General features: G+C 63.1%; 28 protein-coding genes and 1 pseudogene. 15 read left to right on the forward strand and 14 right to left on the reverse strand.

Annotated features, from left to right (window positions below; genetic code table 11):
* Position 1 precedes the first annotated feature (1 nt).
* From NKH49_RS00635 to NKH49_RS00650, 4 genes are all read left to right on the forward strand, one after another.
* A complete protein-coding gene (locus NKH49_RS00635; protein ID WP_352472893.1) occupies positions 2 to 439 on the forward strand; it encodes a GFA family protein in 438 nt (145 codons plus the stop codon).
* 148 nt (positions 440 to 587) lie between these two features.
* Positions 588 to 746: a hypothetical protein gene (locus NKH49_RS00640; protein WP_023716639.1), complete on the forward strand. Its 159-nt coding sequence runs from the start codon at positions 588 to 590 to the stop codon at positions 744 to 746.
* A 125-nt stretch (positions 747 to 871) separates the two neighbouring features.
* The gene (locus tag NKH49_RS00645) at positions 872 to 1,051 is read left to right on the forward strand and encodes a hypothetical protein (protein WP_352472894.1); all 180 of its coding nucleotides are present in this window, start codon (positions 872 to 874) and stop codon (positions 1,049 to 1,051) included.
* A 3-nt stretch (positions 1,052 to 1,054) separates the two neighbouring features.
* Positions 1,055 to 1,273 (forward strand): hypothetical protein, encoded by a 219-nt coding sequence (locus NKH49_RS00650; RefSeq protein WP_352612137.1) that lies wholly within the window; start codon positions 1,055 to 1,057, stop codon positions 1,271 to 1,273.
* A gap of 43 nt (positions 1,274 to 1,316) precedes the next feature.
* Here NKH49_RS00650 and NKH49_RS00655 read toward each other — a convergent pair whose 3' ends face one another.
* The gene (locus NKH49_RS00655; protein WP_352502195.1) at positions 1,317 to 1,577 is read right to left on the reverse strand and encodes a hypothetical protein; all 261 of its coding nucleotides are present in this window, start codon (positions 1,575 to 1,577) and stop codon (positions 1,317 to 1,319) included.
* A gap of 447 nt (positions 1,578 to 2,024) precedes the next feature.
* Here NKH49_RS00655 and NKH49_RS00660 point away from each other — a divergent pair, with 447 nt between their 5' ends.
* The 9 genes from NKH49_RS00660 to NKH49_RS00700 all read left to right on the forward strand — a co-directional run bounded on the left by NKH49_RS00660 (position 2,025) and on the right by NKH49_RS00700 (position 9,853).
* Positions 2,025 to 2,741 (forward strand): GntR family transcriptional regulator, encoded by a 717-nt coding sequence (locus tag NKH49_RS00660; RefSeq protein ID WP_352612139.1) that lies wholly within the window; start codon positions 2,025 to 2,027, stop codon positions 2,739 to 2,741.
* Positions 2,741 to 3,835, forward strand: a complete 1,095-nt coding sequence (locus tag NKH49_RS00665) for an LLM class flavin-dependent oxidoreductase (protein WP_352612700.1) — start codon at positions 2,741 to 2,743, stop codon at positions 3,833 to 3,835. The genes NKH49_RS00660 and NKH49_RS00665 overlap by 1 nt, the downstream gene beginning before the upstream one ends.
* Positions 3,835 to 4,380 carry a flavin reductase family protein gene (locus tag NKH49_RS00670; RefSeq protein ID WP_352502197.1) on the forward strand — a complete coding sequence of 182 codons (546 nt, stop codon included), beginning with the start codon at positions 3,835 to 3,837 and terminating at the stop codon, positions 4,378 to 4,380. The genes NKH49_RS00665 and NKH49_RS00670 overlap by 1 nt, the downstream gene beginning before the upstream one ends.
* Positions 4,381 to 4,460: 80 nt before the next feature.
* A complete protein-coding gene (gene dctP / locus NKH49_RS00675) occupies positions 4,461 to 5,438 on the forward strand; it encodes a TRAP transporter substrate-binding protein DctP (RefSeq protein WP_352612141.1) in 978 nt (325 codons plus the stop codon).
* Between the two features lie 78 nt (positions 5,439 to 5,516).
* The gene (locus NKH49_RS00680) at positions 5,517 to 6,029 is read left to right on the forward strand and encodes a TRAP transporter small permease (protein WP_352612143.1); all 513 of its coding nucleotides are present in this window, start codon (positions 5,517 to 5,519) and stop codon (positions 6,027 to 6,029) included.
* A 3-nt stretch (positions 6,030 to 6,032) separates the two neighbouring features.
* On the forward strand, positions 6,033 to 7,343 hold the full coding sequence (locus NKH49_RS00685; protein WP_352612145.1) for a TRAP transporter large permease: 1,311 nt from the start codon (positions 6,033 to 6,035) through the stop codon (positions 7,341 to 7,343).
* A gap of 26 nt (positions 7,344 to 7,369) precedes the next feature.
* On the forward strand, positions 7,370 to 8,083 hold the full coding sequence (locus NKH49_RS00690) for a hypothetical protein (protein ID WP_352612147.1): 714 nt from the start codon (positions 7,370 to 7,372) through the stop codon (positions 8,081 to 8,083).
* A gap of 42 nt (positions 8,084 to 8,125) precedes the next feature.
* The gene (locus NKH49_RS00695) at positions 8,126 to 8,884 is read left to right on the forward strand and encodes an HpcH/HpaI aldolase family protein (RefSeq protein WP_352612149.1); all 759 of its coding nucleotides are present in this window, start codon (positions 8,126 to 8,128) and stop codon (positions 8,882 to 8,884) included.
* A 12-nt stretch (positions 8,885 to 8,896) separates the two neighbouring features.
* Entirely contained in the window at positions 8,897 to 9,853 is a 957-nt protein-coding gene (locus NKH49_RS00700) for a C-terminal binding protein (protein ID WP_352502202.1), read from the forward strand.
* Between the two features lie 212 nt (positions 9,854 to 10,065).
* Here the strand turns inward: NKH49_RS00700 and NKH49_RS00705 are convergent, their stop codons facing one another.
* The 8 genes and pseudogenes from NKH49_RS00705 to NKH49_RS00740 form a co-directional block, all read right to left on the reverse strand.
* Positions 10,066 to 10,545, reverse strand: a complete 480-nt coding sequence (locus NKH49_RS00705) for a MaoC/PaaZ C-terminal domain-containing protein (protein WP_352502203.1) — start codon at positions 10,543 to 10,545, stop codon at positions 10,066 to 10,068.
* 1 nt (position 10,546) lies between these two features.
* Positions 10,547 to 11,623, reverse strand: a complete 1,077-nt coding sequence (locus NKH49_RS00710; RefSeq protein WP_352612152.1) for a Gfo/Idh/MocA family protein — start codon at positions 11,621 to 11,623, stop codon at positions 10,547 to 10,549.
* A complete protein-coding gene (locus tag NKH49_RS00715; protein ID WP_352502205.1) occupies positions 11,616 to 11,945 on the reverse strand; it encodes an L-rhamnose mutarotase in 330 nt (109 codons plus the stop codon). Before NKH49_RS00715 ends, NKH49_RS00710 begins: the two co-directional genes overlap by 8 nt.
* Before the next feature lie 9 nt (positions 11,946 to 11,954).
* Positions 11,955 to 13,067, reverse strand: a complete 1,113-nt coding sequence (locus NKH49_RS00720) for a mandelate racemase/muconate lactonizing enzyme family protein (RefSeq protein WP_352612154.1) — start codon at positions 13,065 to 13,067, stop codon at positions 11,955 to 11,957.
* Positions 13,068 to 13,071: 4 nt separating this feature from the next.
* Positions 13,072 to 14,169 carry an ABC transporter ATP-binding protein gene (locus NKH49_RS00725; protein ID WP_352612156.1) on the reverse strand — a complete coding sequence of 366 codons (1,098 nt, stop codon included), beginning with the start codon at positions 14,167 to 14,169 and terminating at the stop codon, positions 13,072 to 13,074.
* Between the two features lies 1 nt (position 14,170).
* Positions 14,171 to 15,037: a carbohydrate ABC transporter permease gene (locus NKH49_RS00730; protein WP_352612158.1), complete on the reverse strand. Its 867-nt coding sequence runs from the start codon at positions 15,035 to 15,037 to the stop codon at positions 14,171 to 14,173.
* Between the two features lie 2 nt (positions 15,038 to 15,039).
* Positions 15,040 to 15,935: pseudogene (locus NKH49_RS00735) on the reverse strand (carbohydrate ABC transporter permease).
* Between the two features lie 142 nt (positions 15,936 to 16,077).
* Positions 16,078 to 17,397 (reverse strand): ABC transporter substrate-binding protein, encoded by a 1,320-nt coding sequence (locus NKH49_RS00740; RefSeq protein ID WP_352612162.1) that lies wholly within the window; start codon positions 17,395 to 17,397, stop codon positions 16,078 to 16,080.
* 157 nt (positions 17,398 to 17,554) lie between these two features.
* Between NKH49_RS00740 and NKH49_RS00745 the strand changes: the two genes are divergently transcribed.
* On the forward strand, positions 17,555 to 18,343 hold the full coding sequence (locus tag NKH49_RS00745) for an IclR family transcriptional regulator (RefSeq protein ID WP_352612164.1): 789 nt from the start codon (positions 17,555 to 17,557) through the stop codon (positions 18,341 to 18,343).
* A 67-nt stretch (positions 18,344 to 18,410) separates the two neighbouring features.
* Entirely contained in the window at positions 18,411 to 19,247 is an 837-nt protein-coding gene (locus NKH49_RS00750; protein WP_352612166.1) for an amidohydrolase family protein, read from the forward strand.
* A gap of 66 nt (positions 19,248 to 19,313) precedes the next feature.
* On the opposite strand, the gene NKH49_RS00755 is transcribed toward NKH49_RS00750, so the two are convergent.
* From NKH49_RS00755 to NKH49_RS00775, 5 genes are read right to left on the reverse strand one after another with little or no spacing between them, the layout of a single operon-like run.
* Positions 19,314 to 20,279 (reverse strand): ABC transporter permease, encoded by a 966-nt coding sequence (locus NKH49_RS00755; protein ID WP_352612168.1) that lies wholly within the window; start codon positions 20,277 to 20,279, stop codon positions 19,314 to 19,316.
* 5 nt (positions 20,280 to 20,284) lie between these two features.
* A complete protein-coding gene (locus tag NKH49_RS00760; protein WP_352612170.1) occupies positions 20,285 to 21,235 on the reverse strand; it encodes an ABC transporter permease in 951 nt (316 codons plus the stop codon).
* Positions 21,232 to 21,975 carry an ATP-binding cassette domain-containing protein gene (locus NKH49_RS00765; RefSeq protein ID WP_352612172.1) on the reverse strand — a complete coding sequence of 248 codons (744 nt, stop codon included), beginning with the start codon at positions 21,973 to 21,975 and terminating at the stop codon, positions 21,232 to 21,234. The genes NKH49_RS00760 and NKH49_RS00765 overlap by 4 nt, the downstream gene beginning before the upstream one ends.
* Positions 21,968 to 22,705 carry an ATP-binding cassette domain-containing protein gene (locus NKH49_RS00770; RefSeq protein WP_352612174.1) on the reverse strand — a complete coding sequence of 246 codons (738 nt, stop codon included), beginning with the start codon at positions 22,703 to 22,705 and terminating at the stop codon, positions 21,968 to 21,970. The genes NKH49_RS00765 and NKH49_RS00770 overlap by 8 nt, the downstream gene beginning before the upstream one ends.
* A gap of 55 nt (positions 22,706 to 22,760) precedes the next feature.
* Positions 22,761 to 23,948 (reverse strand): ABC transporter substrate-binding protein, encoded by a 1,188-nt coding sequence (locus NKH49_RS00775; RefSeq protein WP_352612176.1) that lies wholly within the window; start codon positions 23,946 to 23,948, stop codon positions 22,761 to 22,763.
* Between the last annotated feature and the right edge of the window lie 4 nt (positions 23,949 to 23,952).

The raw sequence follows: 23,952 nt of genomic DNA on the forward strand, positions 1-23,952 counted from the left end.
AATGCCACGAACTGAAACGGGGTCCTGTTTTTGCGGCGCCATAACGGCGGAGATGCGCGGCGAGCCGTTCTGGATTTGCTCCGATCACGATGACGACTGCCGCAAGGCGATAGGAAGCCCGCTAACGGTGTGGGTCGGCTATCGGCCTTCTGAATTCACATTGCTCACCGGCACGCCCAAGACCTTTTCGAAAACCCCCGGCGTGCTCCGGTCCTTCTGTGCGGATTGCGGAACATCGATCGGCTATGTCGACCAGGGCCTGCCCGACGAACTCTATCTGTCGATCGGCTTTCTCGACCACCCCGAACGGTTTCCGCCGCAGGCCCACGCATATTGGGACATGAGGCTTCCCTGGGTCGACTTTCCAGACGAGCTGCCGCGGGTGGGAAGGTATTCGAGGCGGCGCGATCCCGCTTTCGGAAATCCGGCGGACCGCTAGCCTGCTGCCCGCTTGCAGGTGGAAAACGTACCGTTCGCAGTTTCGTACGAATACGACAATTGGCGCGCGGCCGAAAACGCGCAATTATAGGCCAATGGGCCGCCGTTTGGATGACAAGCTCGATTGCAAGGCGTGCGGGACGATCCTGATGGAAATTCCCGACAACCCGAAGGATTCGACGCCGATCTATTGCAGCAATTGCGGCGCCTATCTCGGCGAATGGGGCGATCTGCAGGAGGATTTCTTCAGGCAGGCGTTCGGTGCCCAGGCCTTCGATCTGAACAACGGAAACATCATCAAGAAATAATCCTGGATCCCGCCGGCCAAGCCACGGCCTGCGGGCCCGGCTATTCGCGGCAATTGCCGTTCGGACCGGGCCATCGGGAACCTTTCTCCCGAGCCGCTTGTTTGGGTGACGGAAGGAGAAACGCCATGAGCACAAAACCTCCCCCTGTGCCGCCGAAGAATCTGAGCCCAAAGGGCACCGGTGACAAAAAACCGGTAGCAGCCGACCAGGCACCGCAATCAGCTGTTCCGGATCCCGACAAGCAGGGCCAGCAAGGCAATACGAAGGTCAACACCACCCATCAAGGCAACGTCCAGGATCGCTAGGTCATGTCCACGTCGAAGAAGACTCCTGCCAGCATCCGCCAGGGCGGTCCCGGCGCCGCGCACGAAAACGCCAAGAAGCCGCTGAGCGTCGAAAAGCCGCCGGCCGACTCCGACCGTCGCAGCCACAGCAAGGTCTCCGGCGGCGGCGGCGAACACGACAGCCACCATACCCACGACCCCGAAAAGAAAGGCGACACCCGGCCCGCGCATCAGGACAAGTGAAGTCGTGCGGCGACGCGACGATCGGTGAGGTTCGAGCGAAGTGTCAGCGGGGACGGCGCGCCGAGGCAATCGGCACGACGTTGTCGACCACCGGCAAATCGAACAGCATCGGAAGCCCCCGCGTCGCGGCCATCTCCACGATCAGTTCTTCGATGGAGTGATCGGTCAGACGCGTCTCGACGCCCAGCCGGATCATCGCCGCCAGCTTGTGCACCGGCACCGGCACGGACTTCGCCCGGTCGTCGAGCAGCTTGCTGATTTCGATCACGACGTCGGCGTCGATATTCCTGGGCAAGTCTCGCATAAGCGCCTCCCCGCCAAACGAAACGAAAAGCCCGCCGCACCTTTCGATACGGCGGGCGATCCAGTGATGCGTACCGGCGAGGGGATCGGGGTGGGCGTGCCGGCGCGCGCAGATCGCAAGTAATTTTAGTTAAATCCGTCAACTTCGATGTGTCACGGAAAAACGTCTGTACGTTTTTTACCGAACCGCACGGATCGCTGGCTGTTCCCGCCGTCGCGCGGCGCGACCGTACGGATGGCGTGACCCTTTGCCCTCCGGACAGCGAACTCAAACAGTATACATTATAAACTTAAAACATCTTGCCAGGTGATCCAGCCTATGCTCCACTTGAGCCGGGAACACGGCTGATAGGTCGATTTCTGCCGACACGTGGCTGCATTTCAAACGGCACGACTGCGAGAACACAGCCTCAAACAATATACGAAATCTTCGCATGGGAAGGCGTGGATGACGGAAACGATAGAGCTCAAACGGGTTGGCGATGGCAATCTGCGTGCCCAGGTCTATCAACAAATCCGGCTGACGATACAGCATGGCGAATTGGCGCCTGGCCAGAAGCTCGTCGATGTCGATATTGCCGCCCAGCTCGGCATTTCCAGAATGCCTGTCCGTGACGCCTTGATGCAGTTGGTGCATGAGGGCTATCTCGTCGGCACGACACGCGGCTTCACCCTGCCCACGCTTACCGCGACGGATGTCGCCGACATCTTCGAGGTCCGCCGCCTGCTTGAGCCACGGGCCGCCGCGCACGCGGCACGGACACTTGACGCCGCTGGCCTCAAGACCCTGGCAGCCGCGCTTCGGGAGGCCGAGGCTGCGGCCGCCGCCGGTGATGCCGACCGCTTTTTCCAGGCCAATTCGGCATTCAGGAATTGTTGGCTCGGCGCCGTCGCGAACGAGCGCCTTTCCCAAACGATTGCAAGGTTCGCCGACCATGTGCTCGTCGTCCGCTTGAGGACGCTGTCGCACCAGCCGACGCAGGCCGTCATCGTTGCCGGCATGCGCGCAATCTATGAGGCATTCGTTAAGCGCGACGCCGTCGCCGCTTACGACCGCATGACCCACTTCATTCAGAACGCCGAGGAGCGTTTCACGAAGCTTAGCCCACCGTTTCAAAACTCCAACGGTGAAGGTGAGGGCATGTCGCGGCAGGGGAAAGCATGATCAGGAAGCAGCACCCGCTGAAAGGGCCGAACAGGTTCAAGCTCGGCGTATTTTCAATGAACGCCGATGGCGGCCTGGCAATGACCACCGTTCCCGAGCGCTGGCGCGCCCGCTGGGAAGACAACCTCAATTCCGCCTGTATCGCCGACCGCGCCGGCCTCGAGTTTCTGCTGCCGATCGCCCGTTGGCGCGGCTTCGGCGGTTTGACGCATGTGCGGGAATGGTCGTTCGAGACTTTCACCTGGGCGGCGGGCCTTGCTGTCGCCACCGAGAACATCGGCCTGTTCATGACGGTGCATGTGCCGCTGGTTCATCCGCTGCAGGCTGCAAAAGCGCTGGCGACGGTCGACCACATCTCCAATGGGCGGGCCGGCTTGAACATTGTCTGCGGCTGGAACCCCGACGAGTTCGCCATGTTCGGGCAAACGGTCGGCGATCGAACCTACGATCAAGCCGAGGAATGGATCAACATCATCGTGCGCGCCTATCAATCGAGGGAGCCGTTCGACTTCGGCGGCGAGTTCTATGATCTGAAGGGCGTCGTCAGCCGGCCGCCAAGCCTGCAGGCGCCGCGACCGGTGACCATGAACGCCGCCTTCGGCGCGCCGGGGCGCAACTACGCAGCGCGCCATTGCGATTATCTGTTTTCGACCTTTTCCGAAATTGCCGACGGCCGTGCGCATGTGGTCGACATCACCAACCGCGCGGCCGAAGTCGGGCGCGAAGTCGGCGTCTATACGGTTTGTCACGTCGTCTGCCGGGAGACCCAGCAGGAAGCCGAGGATTACTACCGGCACTACGCGTTGGAATGCGCGGACGAGGGTGCGGTCGACGAGCACATGCGCAAGAAGAAGGAATTCGCGAACTCGCACGATGCGAAGGCTTTCACCGAATATCGGCAAAGGTTCGCCGGGGGTGCCGGGACGTTCCCGCTCATCGGCACGCCGGAAACGATCGTCGACGACCTCACCGAGATCATGGAACAGGGTTATTCCGGCGCCGCCCTCACATTCGTCAACTACACCTACGAATTGCCCTTCTTCTGCGACCGCGTGCTGCCGCTGATGCGCCAGGCCGGGCTTCGAGTAAATTGATGCCGGCGGCCGCCATTCCGACGCCGTGGGTGGATGGGCACGACGCCATCAATCCGCGCGCGTTCAAGCAGGCTATGCGGGCCGTGGCGGGCTCGGTCGCCATCCTCGCGTCGGAACATGACGAGATCGGTTTTTGCGGCATCACGGCGACGGCTCTCTGCTCGTTCAGCGCCGAGCCGCCGTCGCTGCTGGCTTGTGTCAACCGCGGCAGCACCTTTGCCTCGGTCATTCACGAAGGTTTGCCGTTTTCGGTCAATCTTCCCGCCGGCGACCAGGAGAACGTTGTACGTGCCTTTGGCGGCATGACCAAAGCCAAGGGCGCCGCGCGGTTCTCGTCCGGATCATGGGTGCGTGGCGAAACCGGCGCGCCCTTGCTTGTCGGCGCACGGGCAATATTCGAATGCCGGGTGGCCGAAATCATCGTGCGGGCATCGCACATGATCGTCATCGGCATCGTGTCGGGCGTTGCGCTGGACCGCGCTCATCGATCGCCGGTCTTCTACGCGCATGGGCGGTTCCTGACAGTAGGAGATGATGCCAACTAACCGCCGTTCACGCGGCGGCGCGGCGATTGCAATTTTAGATCGAACCCGATCATGGACGAACTATCAAAGGGAGTATGGCAATGCGCATTTGGAAATCCCTTGTTCTGGCTGCACTCATGTCGGGTGTGGCGGGTAGCGCCGCGGCCGAAGAGGTCGTCCTCAACGCCGTGCATTTTACGCCGACGCAGAACGGCTACGCGCAGAGCTTCCTGAAGTTCGTTCAGAAGGTGAACGAAAAGGGCAAGGGCGTGGTCCAGATCAACGTCCGTGGCGGGCCGGAGGTCATTCCGCCGATCCAGCAGGGCGCGGCGCTCAGGAGCGGCCTGATCGATGTGATCGACACACCGGCAGGGCAGTTCCTCGAACTCGTGCCCGAAGGCGAGGTTTTCTCCGCATCGACGAAGACGCCGTGGGAGGTCCGCGACAATGGCGGCTGGGATTTCATCAGCGGAATTTTCGAGAAGAAGGCCAATGCCCACCTGCTGGCGCATGTCGACGCGGGCTCGGGCTTCAACGTCTTCACCGTCGACGAACCCAAGCTCAACAGCGAAGGCAGCATCGACTGGGGCAGCCTGAAAATCCGCTCGTCGCCGCTCTACCGCGATTTCCTTGAATCCTTGGGCGCAACGGTGATCGTGCAAGCGCCGGGGGATGTCTATACCTCGCTCGAGCGCGGCGTCGTCAATGCCAACGCGTATACGGTGTTTGGCTATGCGTCGTTCGGCTGGGACAAATTCACCAAATACCGTGTCGACCCGCAGTTCTTCAAAACCGACGTGCTGATCTCGATCAACAAGGCCAAATGGGACACGCTGTCGCCCGAAGCGCAGAAGCTGCTTGCCGACGCGGCCGTCGAATACGAGCGCGCGAGCTATGACGCCAACCTTGCCCAGTCCGAAAAACAGGCACAGGCGATGATCGACGGCGGGCAGAAGGTGATCAGCTTGACCGGCGCCGGCCGCGACAAATTCCTGGCGGCTGCCACGCAGGCGAGCTGGGCGAGAATGGCCAAACGCGATCCCACCAGCATCGATCAGTTGAAGAAATTCTTCCAGTAGCCCGAGCCGAGGGTGCCTTGCGTGCCCTCCATCAAAGCTGGGCCAAGGAGGCAAAGGTGGACATGAGGGTCGTCGGGAATGGACAGATCGTTTGCAGTGATTGGGAAGCTGAGCCTTGCGTTGGCGGCGGCGGCAAAAGTGGTGCTTGGCCTCATCATCGTCGCGGTGGTTGCTGATGTGTGCGTCCGCAATCTGGGCCTGAGGCCGCTTGCCTGGGCGGTGTCGGCGACGGAATACGGCCTGCTTTACGCGGCATTTCTGCCGATGCCATGGCTGGTCCACAGCAAGGGCCATGTCTTCGTCGAGTTCCTGCGCCAGGCGCTGCCGGTGCGGGCACGGGCGGTGCTTGAAAAGCTGGTCTATCTCGCCTGCATCGGCGTCAGCCTCTACCTCGGCAGCGTCGCTCTGTCTTCGCTGACAAGTGCCGTTGCGGGCGGCGAATACGAAACGCGCAGCTTCGATATGCCGAAATGGCTGGTCTTTCTGCCCATCATGCTCGCCTTCTATCTCTCGGCGCTGGAATGGCTCAGATATCTGCTCGGCCGTGACACGCTGTACACGCTCGATCCGCTGGAAATGGAAGGGCTCTGACCGGTGGCCTGGCTGTTTCCATTCGCCGTGCTCGTTGGCACCATCCTGGTGTTGATGGGCCTTGGGCTGCCGGTCGCCTTCGCGTTCTTCGTCACCAATGTGATCGGGCTGTATCTGTTCTTCGGCGGCTCGATCGGCGTGACGCAGATGGTCGCCAACTTCTCCGACGCTGTCTCGACCTACGCGCTTGCCCCGCTGCCGATGTTTCTCGTCATGGGCAGCCTGTTCTTCCGCTCCGGCCTCGGCGAGAAGGTCATCTACGCGCTCGACCTGTGCATCGGCAATCTGCGCGGACGCCTCGCCTATGTCGTGCTGGCCGCCGGCACGATCTTTTCCGCGCTGTCGGGCTCGAGCCTCGCCAATACCGGCATGATGGGCTCGCTGATGGTGCCCGAGATGCTGAAGCGGGGCTACAAGCCGCACATGGCCTACGGCCCGGTGCTTGGCGCCGGAAGCCTTGCCGTCATCATCCCGCCATCCTCGCTGGCCGTCTTGCTCGGCTCGCTGGCCCAGATCGACGTCGGCGCGCTGCTCATAGCGGGGGCTCTGCCGGGACTGCTGCTCGTTCTCATGTACGCGGCGCTGATCTTCGCGCAGACAAAGATCGATCCGGACGCCGCTCCGCACTATCCGGTGCCCGCCGTCCCCGCGGCCGAGAAGGTGAGGGCGGTCGCCGTCAACATCATTCCGATGAGCGTCATCGTGTTCATGGTGGTCGGCACGATCATCCTTGGAATAGCGACCCCGACCGAGTCGGCAGGCCTCGGCTGTGCCGCTGTCTTCGCCTTGTTGTTTGTCTACCGGCGGTTCAGCTGGTCGGTTGTCTGGAAGTCGCTGGACGATGCGATGAAGGTCACCGGCATGACCTTCCTGATCATCTCGGCTTCGACGACGTTCTCGCAGATATTCGCCTTCTCCGGCGCCTCCAACGGCTTTATCCAGTTCATCGTCGGCTACGATCTTGGACCGTATCCCATGCTGCTCATGATGGTGCTCGTCATCCTGCTGCTCGGCATGTTCATGGATCAGGTCTCGATGATGCTGATCACGCTGCCGATCTTCCTGCCGATCGCCCAGCAATTCGGCTACGAGCCGGTATGGTTCGGGCTGATCCTGCTGCTCGCCTACGAGGTCGGCTTCACCACGCCGCCGTTTGGTCTGCTGCTGTTCATCATGATCGGCGTTGCGCCGAAAGGCACATCGCTCAAGACGGTTGCCATGGCTGCGGCGCCTTACATCGCGCTGACGCTTCTGCTGATCCTGCTGATTGTCCTCTTTCCGCAGATCGCTCTCTTTCTTCCGAACTTGATCTAGTCGAACTCGATCCAGCAGGTGTCCACATGCGCTTTGCCTATCTTGCTTTCTTCCATGATGACCGCGAGGCAAATTTGGCCATCGCCGGTGAAGACGTTGACGCCGTGCGGCGTGTGATTGCTTCAACGCCGGGCCTTGGGCTTGCAAATATCTATCTGCCCGAAGTGGCGACGGACATGTTCAACAACGATGGTCCACCGCCGGTCTTTGGCTTCCAGCTCTATTTCGACGAACTGGCGGACATGGAGGCGGCGCTGGCGCCGTCCGGCCATCTGCAGGCGCTTGCCGCACCTGGTATGCTGTCGAGCATCGCCGGTTCGAGGCCGACGCAACAGGCAATGTGCGTGCGTCCGTTTCCCGTCGACGACGCTGGCGTCAAGACGTCCGGGCTGCCCTGCAGCTATCTTGTCCACTATCCCGGGCCGGCCGAAGACATGAATGCCTGGCTCTACCACTATGTGACGCATCATCCGCAATTGATGCGGTGCTTCCCCGGCATTCGCCACATCGAGGTTCTGTCGCGACTGGATTGGTGCGGTTCGCTGCCCTGGCCGCGGATCGACCATATGCAGCGCAATCGCGTCATGTTCGACAGTCCCGCTGCATTGACGCACGCGCTGCAATCGCCGGCGCGGCTGGAGATGCGCGCCGACTACAAGACCTTCCCGCCGTTTTCAGGCGGCAGCGGGCATTTTCCGATGTCGACGGAAGCCGTGCATCCTTCGTCAAGGGCCACATAGGCAAACAGGTTTTTGCCGACGCCGAAAATTTCTGGAGATTTCATGTACGACTTTCGCAAGAAATGTATCTCTCTCGATCGCCTCATCGGCACCTTCTGCGCCATCCCGCACCCTGTGGCGGTCGAAGTGGCCGCCGCCAGCGGGGTCGATTTCCTGTGCATCGACTGGGAGCATTCGCAGATCGGCCGCGAACGGCTCGAGGATCTGATCCGCGCCGCCGATGTCCACAAGGTTCCCGCGATGGTGCGCGTTCCCGGCCACACGCCGGAGTGGATGGCCGCCGCGCTCGACGCCGGCGCGTCGGGTGTCCTGGTACCCCGCGTCTCCACGGCCGAGCAAGCGCGCGTGGCGGTCATGGCCTGCCGGTACCCGCCGGTCGGCGCCCGCGGTGTCGGCCCGGGCCGCGCCGCCGGTTATGGCTACAGGATTCCGGACTACCTCAACTCGGCCAACGATGTCCTGACGGTCGCCATCCAGGTCGAGACGGTCGAAGGGCTCGCCAACATCGACGACATCGTCCAGGTCGACGGCGTCGACGTGATCTTCATCGGTCCCGGCGACCTGTCGGTTTCGATCGACGCCATGGGGCCGGCCGGCCAGGACAAGCTCAATGCAGCGATTATGAGGATCGCGGCCGCGGCGCGCACGGCCCGCAAGGCCGTCGGCATCTTTCGCCCTTCGGCGGATGATGTCGGCAAATGGTCGCGGCACGGCATCAGCTTCTACATGCTGGCCAGCGACACGATGTTTCTCGGGGCCGGCCTTGCCGCCGGCGTCGCCTCGGCGCGCAGCGCCTCATAGCAAGAGTTTGCCATGAAGATCATCAAGACCGACGGTGTGCTGTCAGTCGAGGAGGAGCAGCTGCGCTACCTCGACGGCTTGAACGTCGAATTTGTCGAAAAGACGCTGCTCACGGAAGATGCCCTGATCGAACACTGCCGCGACGCCGACGCATTGATGGTATTGCGGGAGCCGATCACGGCTCGCGTTTTGGCGGAACTGAAGAGGCTCAAGGTCATCGGGCGGTTCGGCGTAGGGCTCGATTCGATCGACGTCGAGGCTGCCAGCCGTGCCGGTGTTCAGGTAACCTACGTGCCGGACGCCAATCTGGTTGAAGTCAGCACCCACGCCATGGCCCTGATCCTGGCCTTGACGCGCAGGCTGAAGCAGTTCGACAGCGCGGTGCGCGCCGGCCGCTGGGTTGCAATGACCGATGGCGCCGGCATCACACGGCCCGACAGGCAGATCCTCGGCCTGATCGGCTTCGGCCAGATCGGGCGGCTGACTGCCGAGCGGGCGCGGGTCTTCGGCTACCACATCATCGCCTACGATCCGCATATGCCGGCCGAGCGCATCGCGGCCGGTGATGCCGAACCGGTCGGCTTCGACGAGTTGCTGGCCAGGGCCGACATCGTCTCGCTGCACGTTCCAGCGACACCGGAGACCAGAAACATCATGTCGGCGCAAGCCCTGTCGCGGATGAAGAAAGGGGCGATACTCATCAACGTGGCCCGCGGCGGCCTGGTCGACGAGGTTGCATTGGCGGACGCGATCCGGCGCGGCCATCTGGCAGGCGCCGGCATCGACACGTTCGAGCGGGAGCCGCCTTCGCCCGACAATCCGCTGCTGGCGCTGGACACCGTCCTGGTCAGTCCACACGCGGCGCACTACTCGACCCAGTCTTACGCGGAGGTTCGCAACAAGGTGTTTGCCGATGTCGCATCAGTCCTGCGCGGCGGCAAGCCTGTATATCCGGTCAACCGGATATGACCAATTCCCGATGTCGGCACCACCTCTATCCGCCTGCTCCGCGGAACCCAAGTCCTGCAAGTCGGGGTTCGCAGGGCGATAAGGGGCAGCGCAACCTGTCGCGATTTATCCGGTTTGCCACATTTTGTTCTTGCTTTGTGCCGGCAGCTATGCTACTAATTTGCGTATGGTGATGATTCACCGAGGACCCGCCGCAAGGCGGTTTTTTGTCTTTAGGTTTCAGCGTCATCTGTCGAGGCTCTGCTCGGCTTGTCGCGACGCTCGACGATGTAGATGTGATCAGCGACCAGCACCACGTCGCCATGCTGGTTGATCACCTCGCAGCGCTCGACGACCCGGCCTGAATCGGGTCGCTTCGGGTCGTCTTCCCTAGCCGAGATGGTGGTGCGGGTCCTGATCGTATCGCCGATGAACACCGGCTTGATGAAGCGCAGCCGGTCGTAGCCATAGGAGAAGGCAACCGGGTTGACGACGCTGGCCGTCAGCCCGACGCCGACCGAAAACACCAGCGTGCCGTGGGCGATGCGCTGCCCGAACGGCGTCGTCTTCATGAACTCGGCGTCCATGTGGTGGGGAAAGAAATCACCGGTATGGCCGGCATGGACGACGAAGTCGGTCTCGGTGATGGTGCGCCCGCTGGTCATGCGCGACGAGCCGATCCGGTAGTCCTCGAAATAGACTGTCTGCTCCATGTCAGGGCCTCGCCGCTATCGGTGTTGCCGGCGCCGCGCTCGATCGGTAGGCGGCTTCGACCAGCGCCATGGTGTTCCAGCCGTCCTCGACGGAACTGACAAGCTCGGCGTCCTCGCCCGACGCGTAGCGCTGGACATTGGCCATGCGGCCGGCAAAGGCGTCCGGAAACCATGCGCCGACGAGTGGAACCGCAATCCAGTCCGTGCCGCCTTTGGGGTAGATTTCGAGAATGTCCGGCTCGCCGCGCGGATAGTCGAGGTTGACGCCCAGTTTGAGGTAAGCGGCGCCTTCGGTGCCGCAGATGCGGAATTCGCAGGCCTGGTGTTTTCGACCGAATTTGTGATCGTGGTTGATCGACAGTGCACAGCGCACCGTGTCGCCATAGTCGAGGATCGCGCTGGTGCGCGTTTGCGCAACCTTGTGGCCGGGATGGCCGAGTGTCTTGGCGTGAACCCCCTTGGGGTCGCCGAGCAATTGCCGGATCAGGTCGAGATAATGGATCGAATGCATGGCGATCTCGACGCGCGGCGCCCGCAACAGGAATTCCCAGAGCTGCCAGGGTGTCGCCAGCGCAAGCCATGCGTCGAAATCGACCACTTCGCCCAGCCAGCCCTTGGCGATCGCATCCCTGAGCGCCAGCATCATCGGCGCGAAGCGCAGCTGGAAATTCACCGCCGCTTTCAGATCTTTGGCGCGGCAGATTTCGAGGATCTCGGTCGCCTCGGTGAGATTGCTGCCCATCGGCTTCTGGATCAGCGCCACCGCACCATCGGGCAACGCCCTGAGCACGCCGGCATGATGAGCCGGCGGCGTCGCCAGATCGAAGACGGCGTCCTTGATTGACGCAGCTTCCTCGACCGACCGGTAAGCGGCGACGCCCCATTTCTGCGCCAGTTTTTCCGCCTTGGGCAGGTCGGGGTCGAACAGCCCGGCAACCGGAAAACCGGCTTTCCCATAGGCCGGGAAATGCGCATCGCCGACGATCGAGCCGGCGCCGAAAATCACGATCGGCCTGGGCTTTGACGGCTGTGCCCAGGCCTGGGAAAGCGAGGCAGGATCGAAAATGTCATCAGTCATAATGGAAGACTTCGTCCATCGACGCCCACCACTCGCCGTCCTTGCGGGTCGGCAGCGGCTCCTGGCATGGCATGCAGAGCGCCCACCATTCCTGCGTCGTGGGATCGGCGGCCATCTTCGCCATGTCGGCGGCATAGTCGGTGCCGTGGTACTCAAAGGTGCTGAACAAAAGGTGCTCCGGCTCCCTCAGATAAATCGAATAATTCTTGATGTTGCAGGCGGAAATCATCTTGAGGACGTCCGGCCAGACGGCAGCGTGAAGCCGCACATACTCGGCGACTTTCTCCGGCTTGAGGCCGAGCACCATTCCCATTCGCTGCATGTCCGCCTCCTACTTCACTATCGCCATGGTGAATTCCGCGATGCTCTTCGACTTGATTGCATCCCAGTCCCAGTCGATGCCGATGCCGGGCTCGTCCGGCGCCAGCGCGTGCCCGTCCTCGATACGCATTTTCTTGCCGGTCAGCTCGTCGAGCTGGGGAATATACTCGACATATCTGCCGTTCTGAACGGCGCATGTCAGGCTGACATGCAATTCCATCAGGAAATGCGGGCAGACCGGTATGTCGAACGCCTCGGCTGCATGCGCCACCTTCAGCCACGGCGTGATGCCGCCGATGCGGCCGACATCGACCTGCACGATCGAGCACGCGCCCTTCTGCATATATTCGCGGAAATGCCGGATCGAGTAGAGCGACTCGCCGACGGCGATCGGCGTCGACGTCGCATTCGACAGGCGGATATGGCCGTCTATGTCGTCGGCCGGCAACGGTTCCTCGATCCAGGCGAGATCGAGTTCACGCAAGCGCTCGGCCCGGCGGATCGCCTCGTCGACCGAAAAGCCCTGGTTGCAGTCGGTCATGATCTCGTAGGAGTCTCCAACCGCCCGGCGCACCGCCGTCAGCCGGGCAAGATCCTCGGAGCCGTGCGGCTTGCCGATCTTGACCTTCGAGCCGCGAAACCCCTTGGCCTTGGCGGCCAGCGCATCCGCGACCAGCGCCTCGGTTTCGATATGCAGCCAACCGCCTTCGGTCGTGTAGAGCGGGCAGCGGTCCTTGGCGCCGCCGGCCAGCTGCCACAGCGGCAGCCTCTGTTTCCTGGCCCGCAGGTCCCAAAGCGCAGTGTCGATGGCCGCCAGCGCGATTGCCGTGATCGCGCCGATCGTCGTGGCATGGGTGGCGAACTCCAGCTCGTGCCAGATCGCCTCGATCATGTCGGCGTCGCGGCCGATCAGCCGCGGCGCAAGGTGGTCGGCCAGCAGCCGCATCACCGAGGAGCCGCCGGTGCCGATCGTATAGCTGTAGCCGGTGCCGACCGCGCCGTCGGCGTCGGTGATGGTGACGATCGGTGTTTCCTGGCTGACAAAACTCTGGATGGCATCGGTGCGCTTGACCTTCGGCACCAGGTCGACCATCCGCAGTTCGATTTTCTCGATCTTTGCCATGGTTTTAACCTCGCAATGTCTTGCCCGTTTCAGCAGAAAACAGATGGGCCTGCGACAGGTCCAGGCTCATCTTGACCCGGTCGCCGGCTTTCAGCGGCTTTGGGTTGAGCATCCGCGATACCCAGTCGCTGCCGTTGAATTCGGCGAACACCAGCGTCTCGTTGCCGAGCGGCTCGGTGACGGTCACCGGCAACTCCACCTGGTGGACGTCGACGTCTTCGCCGGAGCTGATGCCATGCCCGGTCGGATAGATGTCGTCGGGCCTGAGGCCGAACACGACTTTGTCGCCGGCCTCGATATTGGCCTTGAACTGGCTGGGCAAAGGCAGCCTCTCGCCGCTGGCGAACAGCAGCTGTCCGTCATCGACAACCGCCTCATGCAGATTCATCGGCGGCGAGCCGATGAAGCCCGCGACGAAGCGTGTCTGCGGCCGGCGGAAGACCTCGTCGGGTGTGCCGACCTGCTCGATGAAACCGTCACGCATGATGACGATGCGGTCCGCCAATGTCATCGCTTCGACCTGGTCATGGGTGACGTAGATCACCGTCGACCGGACCTTGGCGTGCAGCTTCTTGATCTCGGTGCGCATCTGCGTCCGAAGCTTGGCGTCGAGATTGGAAAGCGGCTCGTCGAACAGGAAGACGTCGGGATCGCGCACGATGGCGCGGCCCATGGCGACGCGCTGGCGCTGTCCGCCCGACAGCTGCGATGGCCGGCGGTCGAGCAACTGGTCGAGGCCGAGAATGCCCGATGCTTCGGCGACGCGACGGTCCATTTCTTCCTTTGCGGCGCCGGCTATCTTGAGCGAGAAGCCGAGGTTTTCGCGCACCGTCATATGCGGGTAGAGCGCGTAGGACTGGAACACCATCGAGATATTGCGCGAGCGCGGCGGCAGATCGTTGACCGTGCGGCCGCCGATCTCGATGATCCCGTCGCTGATCGCCTCGAGGCCGGCGATCATGCGCAGGGTTGTCGACTTGCCGCAGCCGGACGGCCCGACCAGCGCGATGAATTCGCGGTCGGCGACCTCGAGATCGATGCCGTGCACCACCGCCACCGGGCCGTAGCTTTTGGTGAGGTTCTTGAGCGATACGGTTGCCATGTCAGCCTTTCACCGCGCCGGAAGTGAGGCCGCCGACGAGATGTTTCTGGACGATGAAGGTAAGCGTGAGCGCCGGTATGACCATGACCACGGCGAGCGCGCACATGCCGCGCCAGTCGATGGTGAATTCGGCCGTATAGTCGAGCAGGCCGACCGGCAGGGTCTTGGAGTTGATCGAGCGCGTCAGCTGCGAGGCGAGCGCGAACTCGTTCCAGGAGGTGAGGAAGGCAAAGATGCCGGCCGAGGCGATGCCAGGCCCGGCGAGTGGAAACTCGACCTGCCAGAAGGCCTGCCAGCGCGTGCAGCCGTCGATCTGCGCGGCTTCGGCGAGATCTTTCGGCACCTGGCGGAAAAAGCCGTCGATCAGCCAGACGGTGAACGGCACGTTGAGCGCGACATAGACCAGGATCAGCCCGAAATGCGTGTCGATGATGCCGAGCCGCGCAAAGACAAAGAACAGCGGCAGCGACAGCGCCATGCCGGGCACCGTGCGCGTCAGCATCAGGCCGAGGAACATCGCCGACTTGGCGCGAAAGCGGTAGCGCGCAAAGGCGTAGCCGCCGGCCATGCCGATGACGATGGCGATCACCGTCGAGGTCACCGAGATGATCAGCGAATTGCGGAAGTAGTCGAGCACCGGAATGCCGCCCTGGCCGACGCCGCTGAACATGGCGATGTAGGCGTCGAGCGAGAGTTGCTGCGGGATCCACACCGGCGGCTTGGCCATGATTTCGACGGTCGGCCGCAGCGACGACAGCACGATCCAGATGCCGGGCAGGCAGATGACCAGCATGGCCAGGAACAGTCCGATGCCGTGAACGATTCCGAGCGCTTTGTTGCCGACGCGATGCAGGCTGTTCTGGTCCATCCTCACCACTCCGCCGCGATCTGCGTGCGCGCTGCGGCGAGCTTGCGGTAGAAATAGACGGTGAACAGGATCGACAGCAGGATCGAGAAATAGGCCATGGCATTGGCCAGGCCCATCCTGGCATCGCCATAGGCGGTGCGGGCGACCAGTGTCCAGACCAGTTCAGTGCGGCCGGCGGGGCCACCGTCGGTCATGATCTTGACGATGTCGTAGGCGCGCGCGACGTCGAGTGAGCGGATGGTCATGGCAATGAAAGCAAACGGCATGATGAACGGCCAGGTGACATAGCGGAATGTCTGCCACGGCGTGCAGCCGTCGACGCGGGCCGCCTCGACCGGTTCGCGCGGCATCGCCAGCAGCCGGCCAGGATCAGGATCGCGAACACCGAGGTCGACGACCAGATCTCGGCGATCAGGATGGCGATGAAGGCGAGATTGCCATCGATCAGCCACGGGATGGCGCGATCTGTCAGGCCGAGCCCCTGCAGGGCGTTGTTCACCAGGCCGATATTGTCGTTGAACATGAATTTGAACTGGAAGCCGACGAGGATCGGCGAAAACATCATCGGAAACATCATGATGGTGCGCAGGATCCGCTGGCCGCGCGACGCTTTCTCCACCAGCAGCGCCAGCCCGAGCCCGATCAGCATTTCCAGGTTGAGCGCCACCGTCAGCAGCACCACGGTGCGGGCAAAGGCGGCCCAGAAAGCGCGGCTGGTCAGGATGGCGACGTAGTTGCGCGCGCCGATGAAGACCCAGAACGTCTCCGGCCTGGTCAGCCGGAACGGCGTGAAGCTGGAATAGAGCGAAAGCAGCAGCGGCACCACCACCACCGCCGCCAGAACGATCACCGCCGGCAGCAGGAGCAGCAATGGCGGCGAAGGTCTCCAGCCTTTCATGGCGATCCGGTTCTGGTTGGTGCCCGGACACCGAAGGCCGCCATCGGCGAGCTGGGATCAAGACAAAGCGGGTTGCGCATGGTTCGTAAATAGTTCGGGGACGCCGCTCTTCGATGAGCGCGGCGCCCCCTTGGGAGAATGGTCAAAGCTTGCCGGCGTCCTCGAGGATTTGCGTGGCCTTGGCGGCAGCGTCGTCCAGCGCCTGCTTGGAGGTCTTGTCGCCCAGGATGGCGGCCTGCAATTCGGGATAGACGGCGTTGGAGATTTCGATCCATTCAGGTGTCTGCGGCACGGCAAAAGCGTGCTTTGCCTCTTCCTGGAAGGCCGCCAGCACTTCCTTCTTGTAAGGATCGCTGGCCGCCTGCTGAATGTCCCAGTCCCACACCGCCGTGCGGGTCGGCAGTGGGCCGCTTGCCGCCTCGAGCTTCTGGCTGTCCTCATTGGTCAGGAACCAGACCAGCGACGCCGCGGCCTCCTTGCTGGCGCAGTTTTCGGTGACCGAAAATCCGTGGTGCCCCGACCAGCCGGTGCGAATGCCGGCCGATCCCTTCGGCGCCACCTTCACGCCGACATTGCCGGCGACCTTCGACGACTTCGGATCGTTGAAGAAGCCTGCCCAGCCCGGCCAGTCGAGGTTGATGGCGACGGTGCCCGAGGCAAAGCCCTGGCCGAGATCGTCCCACAGATAGTTGGTGGTGCCGGCCGGCACCGCCTTGGCCTTGTAGAGATTGACGAACCAGTCGAGCGCGTGCACGCCGGCTTCCGAGTTGAAGGCCGCCTTGCCATCCTTGTCGAGGTATTCGCCGCCGTCGGCGATGAGCATCTCGTAAAAGCGGCCGTTGATCGCCTCTTCCTTGCCGGCGAACTGGGTGCCGTAGAAATCGGGCGGGCTGGCGAAGAATTCCGCCTGCTGGGCGACCTCGTCCCAGGTGTCGGGCGGTATCAGATCCTTGCCGTACTTGGCCTTGTAGGCGGCCTTCTTGGCTTCGTCCTGGTAGAGGCTCTTCTGGTAATAGAGCGCCGAGACGTCGAACTGCGCGCGCGGCAGCATCACCAGCTTGCCCTCGAGCGTGGAGGCCTTGATCGTCGACGGCACGAAGGCGTCGATCTCCTCCTTCGGCAGCAGCTTGTTGAGATCGGTGTAGATATCAGGATATTGCGGCGCGAAGGACGAGTGGTTCGACCCGACGCACCAGTTGATGCTGCCGGAGGCGATGTCCGACTTGATCTCCTTGTCGAGCTCGAAGTGGTTTTTCTTCGAGATCACGTTGACCTTGGCGCCGGTCAGTTTTTCCCATTCGCCGATGCGCGCGTACAGCCCTTCATATTGCTGGCCGCCGATCAGCTTGGCGTCGATGGTGACGCCGTCGAATTTACCGGGCAGGTCGGCAGCAAGGGCAGCACTCGCACCCAGTGCGAGCAGCGTTACGCCGGCCGACAGGCCGCAAAACAGTTTCGTCATCGGTATCCTCCCAAGAGTCTGCGTCGATCGCGTAGTGAGGTCGATCGGCAGGTTCATTCATATACAAACAAAATATTTATAAGATCGTCAAGCCGAAAGTTCTTCCGGAAGCAACCGTTATGCGTATATGAAATATGAAATTCACTGGAGAAGCCCAATGGCAGAGGACGAGGAAGACGACCGCTATCGAGCCCCGGCGTTGGACAAGGGGCTCGACATTCTCGAGCTGCTGGCCGGCGTCGACGGCGGCCTGACGCAGGCGGAAATCGCCAAGAAACTCGACCGCAGCCCGAACGAGTTCTATCGCATGCTGGATCGGCTGGTGCGGCGCGGCTATGTCACGCGGCCGGATGGCGACCGTTACTCGCTGACGCTCAAGCTGTTTGGCCTGGCGCAGCTGCACGCGCCGGTGCGCCGGCTGGCTTCCTACGCGACGTCGCTGATGCGCGAACTGGCCGAAACCACACAGCAGGCAAATCAGCTCGTCGTCTTCGACCGCGGTTCCGCGGTGGTGATCGCACAGCAGGAGGCGCCGGATTACTGGGGCATCTCCATCCGCGTCGGCTCGCATATCAGCCTGTTCGACACCGGGTCCGGCCATGTGTTGCTGGCGTTCCGCCCGCCGGAAGAGCGGCAGATGATGATCTCAGAACATCTGCGCAGCACCGACAAGCCGCCGCAATCGCCGGAATTCTTCGCCCGCCTCGACCAGATCCGGGAACGCGGCTACGAGATGATGGCGTCGATGCAGACGGCAGGCGTGTTCAACCTGTCGACACCCGTTCTCGGCTCGGACGGCAAGGCGATCGCCGCACTGTCGATCCCCTACATAACCCTGGTCAACGCACCCAAGGCGCCCGACATTACGAGGACGATTGAGCTGCTGCTGGCAGCGACCGAAAAGCTGTCGCAACTGGCGGGATCGACCGTCAAGCAATCAAGATGAATTCTTATTTGAATGAAGAATTTCTCCGTGAGATGATCTCGAAGTCGCCAAGGAGGAGCGCGCCATCATGATCTTCGACACCCATCTGCACCTGATCGACCAGTCCGCGCTGCGCTATCCCTGGCTGGCCGATGTGCCGGCGCTCAACCGCGATTTCTCCTACGACGAATATGCACTCCAGGCCCGCCGCGCCGGCATCGAGGGCGCATTGCATATGGAGGTCGATGTCGATCCTGCCGACATCGAGGCCGAAACCGGCCGTGTCAAAGCGCTGTCGCGGGAGAAGGCCAGCTTGCTGCGGGGGGCAATTGCCTCCTGCCGTCCGGAAGAGCCCGGCTTTGCCGCCTATCTCGAGCGCCAGCGCGCCGATCCTTTCGTCAAGGGCTTTCGCCGCGTGCTGCACGTCATGCCGGACGAGCTTTCGGAGGGCGCGCTGTTTCGTGAAAACATCAAGCGGCTAGCCGGCAGCGGCCTGACCTTCGACCTCGTCGTTCTGCCGCACCAGATCCCCAAGGCGATCGCACTCGCCGACCTCGCGCCAGATGTGCAGTTCGTGCTCGACCATTGTGGCGTGCCCGACATCAAGGGTGGTGCCGAGCACCCCTGGCGCGAGCACATGGCGGAGATCGCGCGGCGCCCGAACGTCGTCGGCAAAATTTCCGGTGTGGTCGCCTATGCGGATGCCGGATCCTGGACTGTCGAAACGCTGCGTTCCTATGTCGAGCACACCATCGAATGCTTCGGCTGGGACCGCGTTGTGTGGGGCAGCGACTGGCCGGTCTGCACGCTTGGCGGCGGGCTTGCGACCTGGGTGGCGGCAACGCACGCGCTGCTCGCCGGTGCAAGCATCGATGAGCGGCAAAAGCTGCTCTCCGGCAACGCCAAGCGGCTGTGGAGCTTGTAGAGCATTTTGCAGCCAAGTGGGATCACTTGGCGTCGCGCATATGCGGCTAAAACGAATAAGGTAGCCTCAGATCGTCGCCGACACGTGCCGCTCGCGACCGTAGAGCGAAACCAGGAGCACGATGACCAGGCCAAGTGCCGCCTGCACCGTCGAGGGCCGGAAGCCGAGGCCGATCAGCAGCGTGTTGATCTCCGTCAGCACCAGCACGCCGGCAATGGTGCCGAAATAGCTGCCGCGGCCGCCGACAAGGGCGGCGCCGCCGACCACCACTGCCGCGATCGTCTGGAACAGATAGGGCTGGCCGACATCGCCATAGGCAGAGCCGGTGAAGCCGAGCAGCAGCACGCCGGCCGCGGCGGCGAAGAAGGCGCTCGCGGCATAGGTCACGGTCCACATGCGGACTGGATCGATCAGCGCCAGCGGCGCAGCACCTGGATTGCTGCCTAGGGCGTAGAGACGGCGGCCGTATGGCGTGCGCGCCAGCACCAGCGCCACCAGCAAGGTCAACACCAGTACGCATGGCACCAGCCCCGGCACCGGCAGCGGTCCGACCGAACCGCCGATCGAAACGAAGGCGGAAACCGCGGCAGGCGCCGATCCGGATGGAAAGCCACCGGTCCACAACAGGACGGCACCTTGCACGATCATGCCGATGCCGAGCGTGACGATCAGCGGGTGGATGTCGAGCCCGCGCGAGATCAGGCCGTTCAGCGCCCCGATCAGTATGGCGAGCGCGACGACGACTGCGCAGACAAGGGCAAAATTCCAGCCGACGCCGTAGAGCTGTGCGGCAACGACATTGGCAAAGCCGATGATGAAGGGGATCGACAGATCGATACCGCCCAGGATTACGACGAGGGTCTGGCCGATCGATGCCACCGCCAGCAGCGAGGCGATCACCAGCAGCGCCCGGACGGCGAACGGCTGGGAGTAGCCCGGGATGAGCAAGGTGCCAAGGAGATGCAAGGCGACAGCGACGGCAAAGGCACCGGCGACGCGGGCATTGGTGGACTGGAACCAGTTCCGGCTCATGCTTCTCAGCCTTTCCGTCCCGAGAGCCGCTCCTGCAGCGCCGTCATGATGACGGCCACAACCAGGATCGTGCCATAGGCGATCTGCAGCACATAGGTGGAGACGTTGAACGCGGTCAGCACGCTCTGCAGCAGGAAGATGTCGACAGCGCCGATGGCGGCGCCGGCGAGCCCGCCGCGCCCGCCGGCAAGGCTGACGCCGCCGAGCGCCACCGCGGCAATCGCGATCAGCGTGTAGGTCGGCCCGATATTAGGGTCGGCCGAACCGATCAGGGCGGTCAGCATGAGGCCGGCACAGGCGGCAAGTATGCCGGTCATGACATAGGCTATGAAACGTACTTTGGTGACTGGAACGCCGGCCGTGTAGGCGGCGCGGTCGTCGCTGCCCACCGCCATCAGCTGGTCGTAATAAGGCGTCTGTCGCACCAGCCACCAGAACAGCAAGATCAGCGCCAGCGGCAGTGCCGACCAGGGTCCGGCCATTGCCTTCAGCCAGCCCGGCGCCGGGCCGATCGGCGCCGGCAGGACGGTCAGCGTCATGCCGGTGAGGATCAGATAGGTGCCGAGCGTTGCGACGATCGGCTGGATGCGGACGATGGTCGCCAGAAAGCCGTTGGCAGCGCCGACGATCGCGCCGATCAGAAGCGCCGCCGGCACGATGACCAGCGGCGAAGATATGCCAAGCCTGAGGAACAGCACCTGGATCACCATCGCATTGACGAAGCCCATCAATGGCCCGGCGGAAATGTCGATGCCGCCGCGCCCGGCGAGGATCACTGGAGCCGAGGCGACCGCTGCGCCGATCAGCGGCGCGGCGAGCCCGATCAGCGCGCCCCAGGCGGCAGGATGGAAGCGCGCCGGATTGAGCAGCAGATTGACCGCGATCAGGATGGCCAGCAGCACTGCCGCAAAGCCAGCGCCGCGCCATCGCGCCGCCATGCGCCGCAACCCGCTCATGCCGCGCGCCCGAACATGGCGGCGATCACCGTATCGCTTTTCATCTCGTCTCCGGTGATTTCAGCCGCCACCTGCTGTTCGCGGAACACCAGCACGCGATGGCAAAGCAGCAGGATCTCCTCGATCTCGCTCGACAGGATGACCAGCGCCATGCCGTCCGCCGCCAGTCCACGAAACACATCGTAGAGGACATGGCGCGTCGCCACGTCGACACCGCGCGTCGGATCGTTGAGGAGCAGGATCGCCGGTTCCAGCGCCAATGCACGGGCCAGCAGCACCTTCTGCTGATTGCCGCCGGAAAGCGTGGTGATCGGGGCGTCCGGCCGTGGCGCGATGATCGACAGTCTGTCCCGATAGCGTTCATAGCGCTGCCGCCGCGCGGCGAAGCTGAGCAGGCCGAAACGCATATCGCGCGACAGCGTCGAGACGGCAAAATTGTCGAGCACCGATTGGGTCGGAAAAATGCCGGTGGTGCGCCGGTCGCGCGGCAAATAGGCGATGCCGCCGGCGACCGCCTTGCGGAAATTGGTGATCGCGCGCGCTCCGGTTGGCGCCTCGACGGTCACCTCGCCGCCGGCCGGGCGTTCCAGGCCGGCCAGCACTTTCAGGAACCGCTCCTGTCCGTGGCCGTCGAGGCCGGCAAGGCCGACGATCTCGCCCGGCGCAATGGTTTGTGTCATGGGGCTTGCGCTCGGCGCGATCACCAGGCCACGCACCGAAAGGCTGGCGCGATCAGCCATGCGCCAGCTCCGCCGCCGTGCGTGGCGCCATCGCGCTGAGAAGTTCGGATGCGGTGGACGTGCCGCGTTCCTCAGTCGTCACCACGCTGCCGCCGCGCAGGACGGAAATCCGGTCCGAAAGCGACATAACCTCGTCCATGCGATGGGTGATGAACAGGATCAGGCAGCCTTCGGAGGCAAGCTTGCGCATCATGGCAAAGACCGCCTCGCGATCGGCAAAGTCGAGCGCAGCCGTAACCTCGTCAAGGATGAGAATGCGCGGGCTGCGCACCACGGCGCGGGCGAGCACTACCAATTGCTGAACCGCAAGCGGCAATTGCCCGGCCAACTGGTCGAGCGGGATCTCGGTCACCGCGAAGCGCTTCAGCACCGCTTGCGCGCGTTGCCGCCGCTCGGCGCGCGGCACGGTGCGCGTCAGCAGGCCGTCGAGGCCGAGCAGGATATTGTCCGTCACCGAACGGTCAGGCGCGATCAGCACTTCCTGGAACACGGTGGCCAATCCGGCGGTCTGGAACGCTGCCGGCGAGAGGCCGGTAAAGGGCGCTCCGTCGAGCAGGATCGCGCCGCTGTCCGGCTGGACTATCCCCGACAGCAGCTTGACCAGCGTGCTCTTGCCCGAACCATTCTCGCCCAGGATGGTGTGGATCGTGCCGGCGCGGAATGCGATTGAGGCATTGGCCAGCGCAATCGTTTCGCCGTAGCGTTTCGAGATGGCCTGGACTTCCAGCATGAGCAATCCTGATAGAGAAAGCCGGCACCGCCCGTGCGGAGCCGGCCTTCGTATCCTACTTGGCGCAGGCGTCCGGCACCTTCGAATAATCCCAGCCCTTGGTGGGTGCCGGATTGGCGAAGTAGGCATCGAGCCATTCCTCCGGCATCGGATCCTTCGGCGGGACCGGGAAGATCGAGACGGCGTCCGGCGTCATGCAGTCCTTGTACCAGGCGCCGAGGTCGGCATTGTGGACCGGCGGAATCGGGATCAGCAGCGTATTGAGCTTCGGCCTCTGTCCGTCGAGCATGCGCACGCCGACACGAAACAGCGTCTCGGCCGTCCAGTGCGGCAGAACCGCATGGCCTTCGAAGCGGTATTTGTCGGGATTGGCCTTCCAGTAGCCGAGCGCATCGCCGGTGATCGAGCCGGTGATCAGCGGGGCAGGGCGGCCGGCCTCGGCAAAGGCCTCGGCGACGACGCGGCTTTCGCTGCCCGTCGTCCACACTGCATCGATCGGCGCCGGATTGGTGGCGATCGCCTGCAGCACCGCCGTCTTGGTGACGTTGGCCGTCCAGTTGCCGTTGACGCTGCGCGAGACCTTGAGCTTTGAATTTTCGGCCAGCGCCTTGTCGGCGCCCTGGCGCTCCTGCACGACGATCGGGTGACCGGCAATGCCTTCGACCAGAAGCACGCTACCGCCGTCCGGCATTGCTTTGCCGATCGCCGTCGTCATGTCGTAGCCCCAGCGCGCATAGTTGGAATCGACGTTGATGGCATTCGGGCTGGTCACCGACCCAGCTGCCGTGATGAAGGGGATGCCGGCTTTGGCTGCGGCATCGATGGCATCGTCCAGCGCCGTCGCCGAGCCGGGGATCGAGGTGATGATCGAGCATTTCTTGTCGATGAAGGCGCGGATCTGGTTGATCTGCTGACTGGCGTCGTTGTTGGAATCCGACACCTCGAAGCTCGCCACGGTGCCGTCGGCGATCAGGCCGTCGACCAGCCGCTTCAACTCCTTGGTCACGGTGACGCGCCACGGATTGCCCTGGTAGGACTCGGAGTGGCACCATTTCCATGGCTTTGGCGGCGGCGTGAAATTATCCCAGGCCGACGGCAGCACCTTTTGCGGCGCGCCGTCATATTGTGCCTTCAGTTCGGTCGGCAATCCAGCAATCACGCCCGAAACGTCTTGAGCGCAGGCTATGGTCGTGACCGATGCAAGTGCGGTTGCGGCCATAAGGCCGCGGATCAGGCTGTTCATGTTC

This window comes from Mesorhizobium sp. M1088, assembly GCF_040318575.1.
In the GTDB taxonomy this organism is placed as follows: Bacteria; Pseudomonadota; Alphaproteobacteria; order Rhizobiales; family Rhizobiaceae; genus Mesorhizobium.

What these genes read in the sequence shown, in the direction of transcription:
- NKH49_RS00635 (WP_352472893.1), top strand. Translation starts at nt 2, where the DNA reads ATGCCACGAACTGAAACGGGGTCCTGTTTTTGCGGCGCCATAACGGCG.
- NKH49_RS00640 (WP_023716639.1), top strand. Translation starts at nt 588, where the DNA reads ATGGAAATTCCCGACAACCCGAAGGATTCGACGCCGATCTATTGCAGC.
- NKH49_RS00645 (WP_352472894.1), top strand. Translation starts at nt 872, where the DNA reads ATGAGCACAAAACCTCCCCCTGTGCCGCCGAAGAATCTGAGCCCAAAG.
- NKH49_RS00650 (WP_352612137.1), top strand. Translation starts at nt 1,055, where the DNA reads ATGTCCACGTCGAAGAAGACTCCTGCCAGCATCCGCCAGGGCGGTCCC.
- NKH49_RS00655 (WP_352502195.1), bottom strand. Translation starts at nt 1,577, where the DNA reads ATGCGAGACTTGCCCAGGAATATCGACGCCGACGTCGTGATCGAAATC.
- NKH49_RS00660 (WP_352612139.1), top strand. Translation starts at nt 2,025, where the DNA reads ATGACGGAAACGATAGAGCTCAAACGGGTTGGCGATGGCAATCTGCGT.
- NKH49_RS00670 (WP_352502197.1), top strand. Translation starts at nt 3,835, where the DNA reads ATGCCGGCGGCCGCCATTCCGACGCCGTGGGTGGATGGGCACGACGCC.
- dctP (WP_352612141.1), top strand. Translation starts at nt 4,461, where the DNA reads ATGCGCATTTGGAAATCCCTTGTTCTGGCTGCACTCATGTCGGGTGTG.
- NKH49_RS00680 (WP_352612143.1), top strand. Translation starts at nt 5,517, where the DNA reads ATGGACAGATCGTTTGCAGTGATTGGGAAGCTGAGCCTTGCGTTGGCG.
- NKH49_RS00690 (WP_352612147.1), top strand. Translation starts at nt 7,370, where the DNA reads ATGCGCTTTGCCTATCTTGCTTTCTTCCATGATGACCGCGAGGCAAAT.
- NKH49_RS00695 (WP_352612149.1), top strand. Translation starts at nt 8,126, where the DNA reads ATGTACGACTTTCGCAAGAAATGTATCTCTCTCGATCGCCTCATCGGC.
- NKH49_RS00700 (WP_352502202.1), top strand. Translation starts at nt 8,897, where the DNA reads ATGAAGATCATCAAGACCGACGGTGTGCTGTCAGTCGAGGAGGAGCAG.
- NKH49_RS00705 (WP_352502203.1), bottom strand. Translation starts at nt 10,545, where the DNA reads ATGGAGCAGACAGTCTATTTCGAGGACTACCGGATCGGCTCGTCGCGC.
- NKH49_RS00710 (WP_352612152.1), bottom strand. Translation starts at nt 11,623, where the DNA reads ATGACTGATGACATTTTCGATCCTGCCTCGCTTTCCCAGGCCTGGGCA.
- NKH49_RS00715 (WP_352502205.1), bottom strand. Translation starts at nt 11,945, where the DNA reads ATGCAGCGAATGGGAATGGTGCTCGGCCTCAAGCCGGAGAAAGTCGCC.
- NKH49_RS00720 (WP_352612154.1), bottom strand. Translation starts at nt 13,067, where the DNA reads ATGGCAAAGATCGAGAAAATCGAACTGCGGATGGTCGACCTGGTGCCG.
- NKH49_RS00725 (WP_352612156.1), bottom strand. Translation starts at nt 14,169, where the DNA reads ATGGCAACCGTATCGCTCAAGAACCTCACCAAAAGCTACGGCCCGGTG.
- NKH49_RS00730 (WP_352612158.1), bottom strand. Translation starts at nt 15,037, where the DNA reads ATGGACCAGAACAGCCTGCATCGCGTCGGCAACAAAGCGCTCGGAATC.
- NKH49_RS00740 (WP_352612162.1), bottom strand. Translation starts at nt 17,397, where the DNA reads ATGACGAAACTGTTTTGCGGCCTGTCGGCCGGCGTAACGCTGCTCGCA.
- NKH49_RS00745 (WP_352612164.1), top strand. Translation starts at nt 17,555, where the DNA reads ATGGCAGAGGACGAGGAAGACGACCGCTATCGAGCCCCGGCGTTGGAC.
- NKH49_RS00750 (WP_352612166.1), top strand. Translation starts at nt 18,411, where the DNA reads ATGATCTTCGACACCCATCTGCACCTGATCGACCAGTCCGCGCTGCGC.
- NKH49_RS00755 (WP_352612168.1), bottom strand. Translation starts at nt 20,279, where the DNA reads ATGAGCCGGAACTGGTTCCAGTCCACCAATGCCCGCGTCGCCGGTGCC.
- NKH49_RS00760 (WP_352612170.1), bottom strand. Translation starts at nt 21,235, where the DNA reads ATGAGCGGGTTGCGGCGCATGGCGGCGCGATGGCGCGGCGCTGGCTTT.
- NKH49_RS00765 (WP_352612172.1), bottom strand. Translation starts at nt 21,975, where the DNA reads ATGGCTGATCGCGCCAGCCTTTCGGTGCGTGGCCTGGTGATCGCGCCG.
- NKH49_RS00770 (WP_352612174.1), bottom strand. Translation starts at nt 22,705, where the DNA reads ATGCTGGAAGTCCAGGCCATCTCGAAACGCTACGGCGAAACGATTGCG.
- NKH49_RS00775 (WP_352612176.1), bottom strand. Translation starts at nt 23,948, where the DNA reads ATGAACAGCCTGATCCGCGGCCTTATGGCCGCAACCGCACTTGCATCG.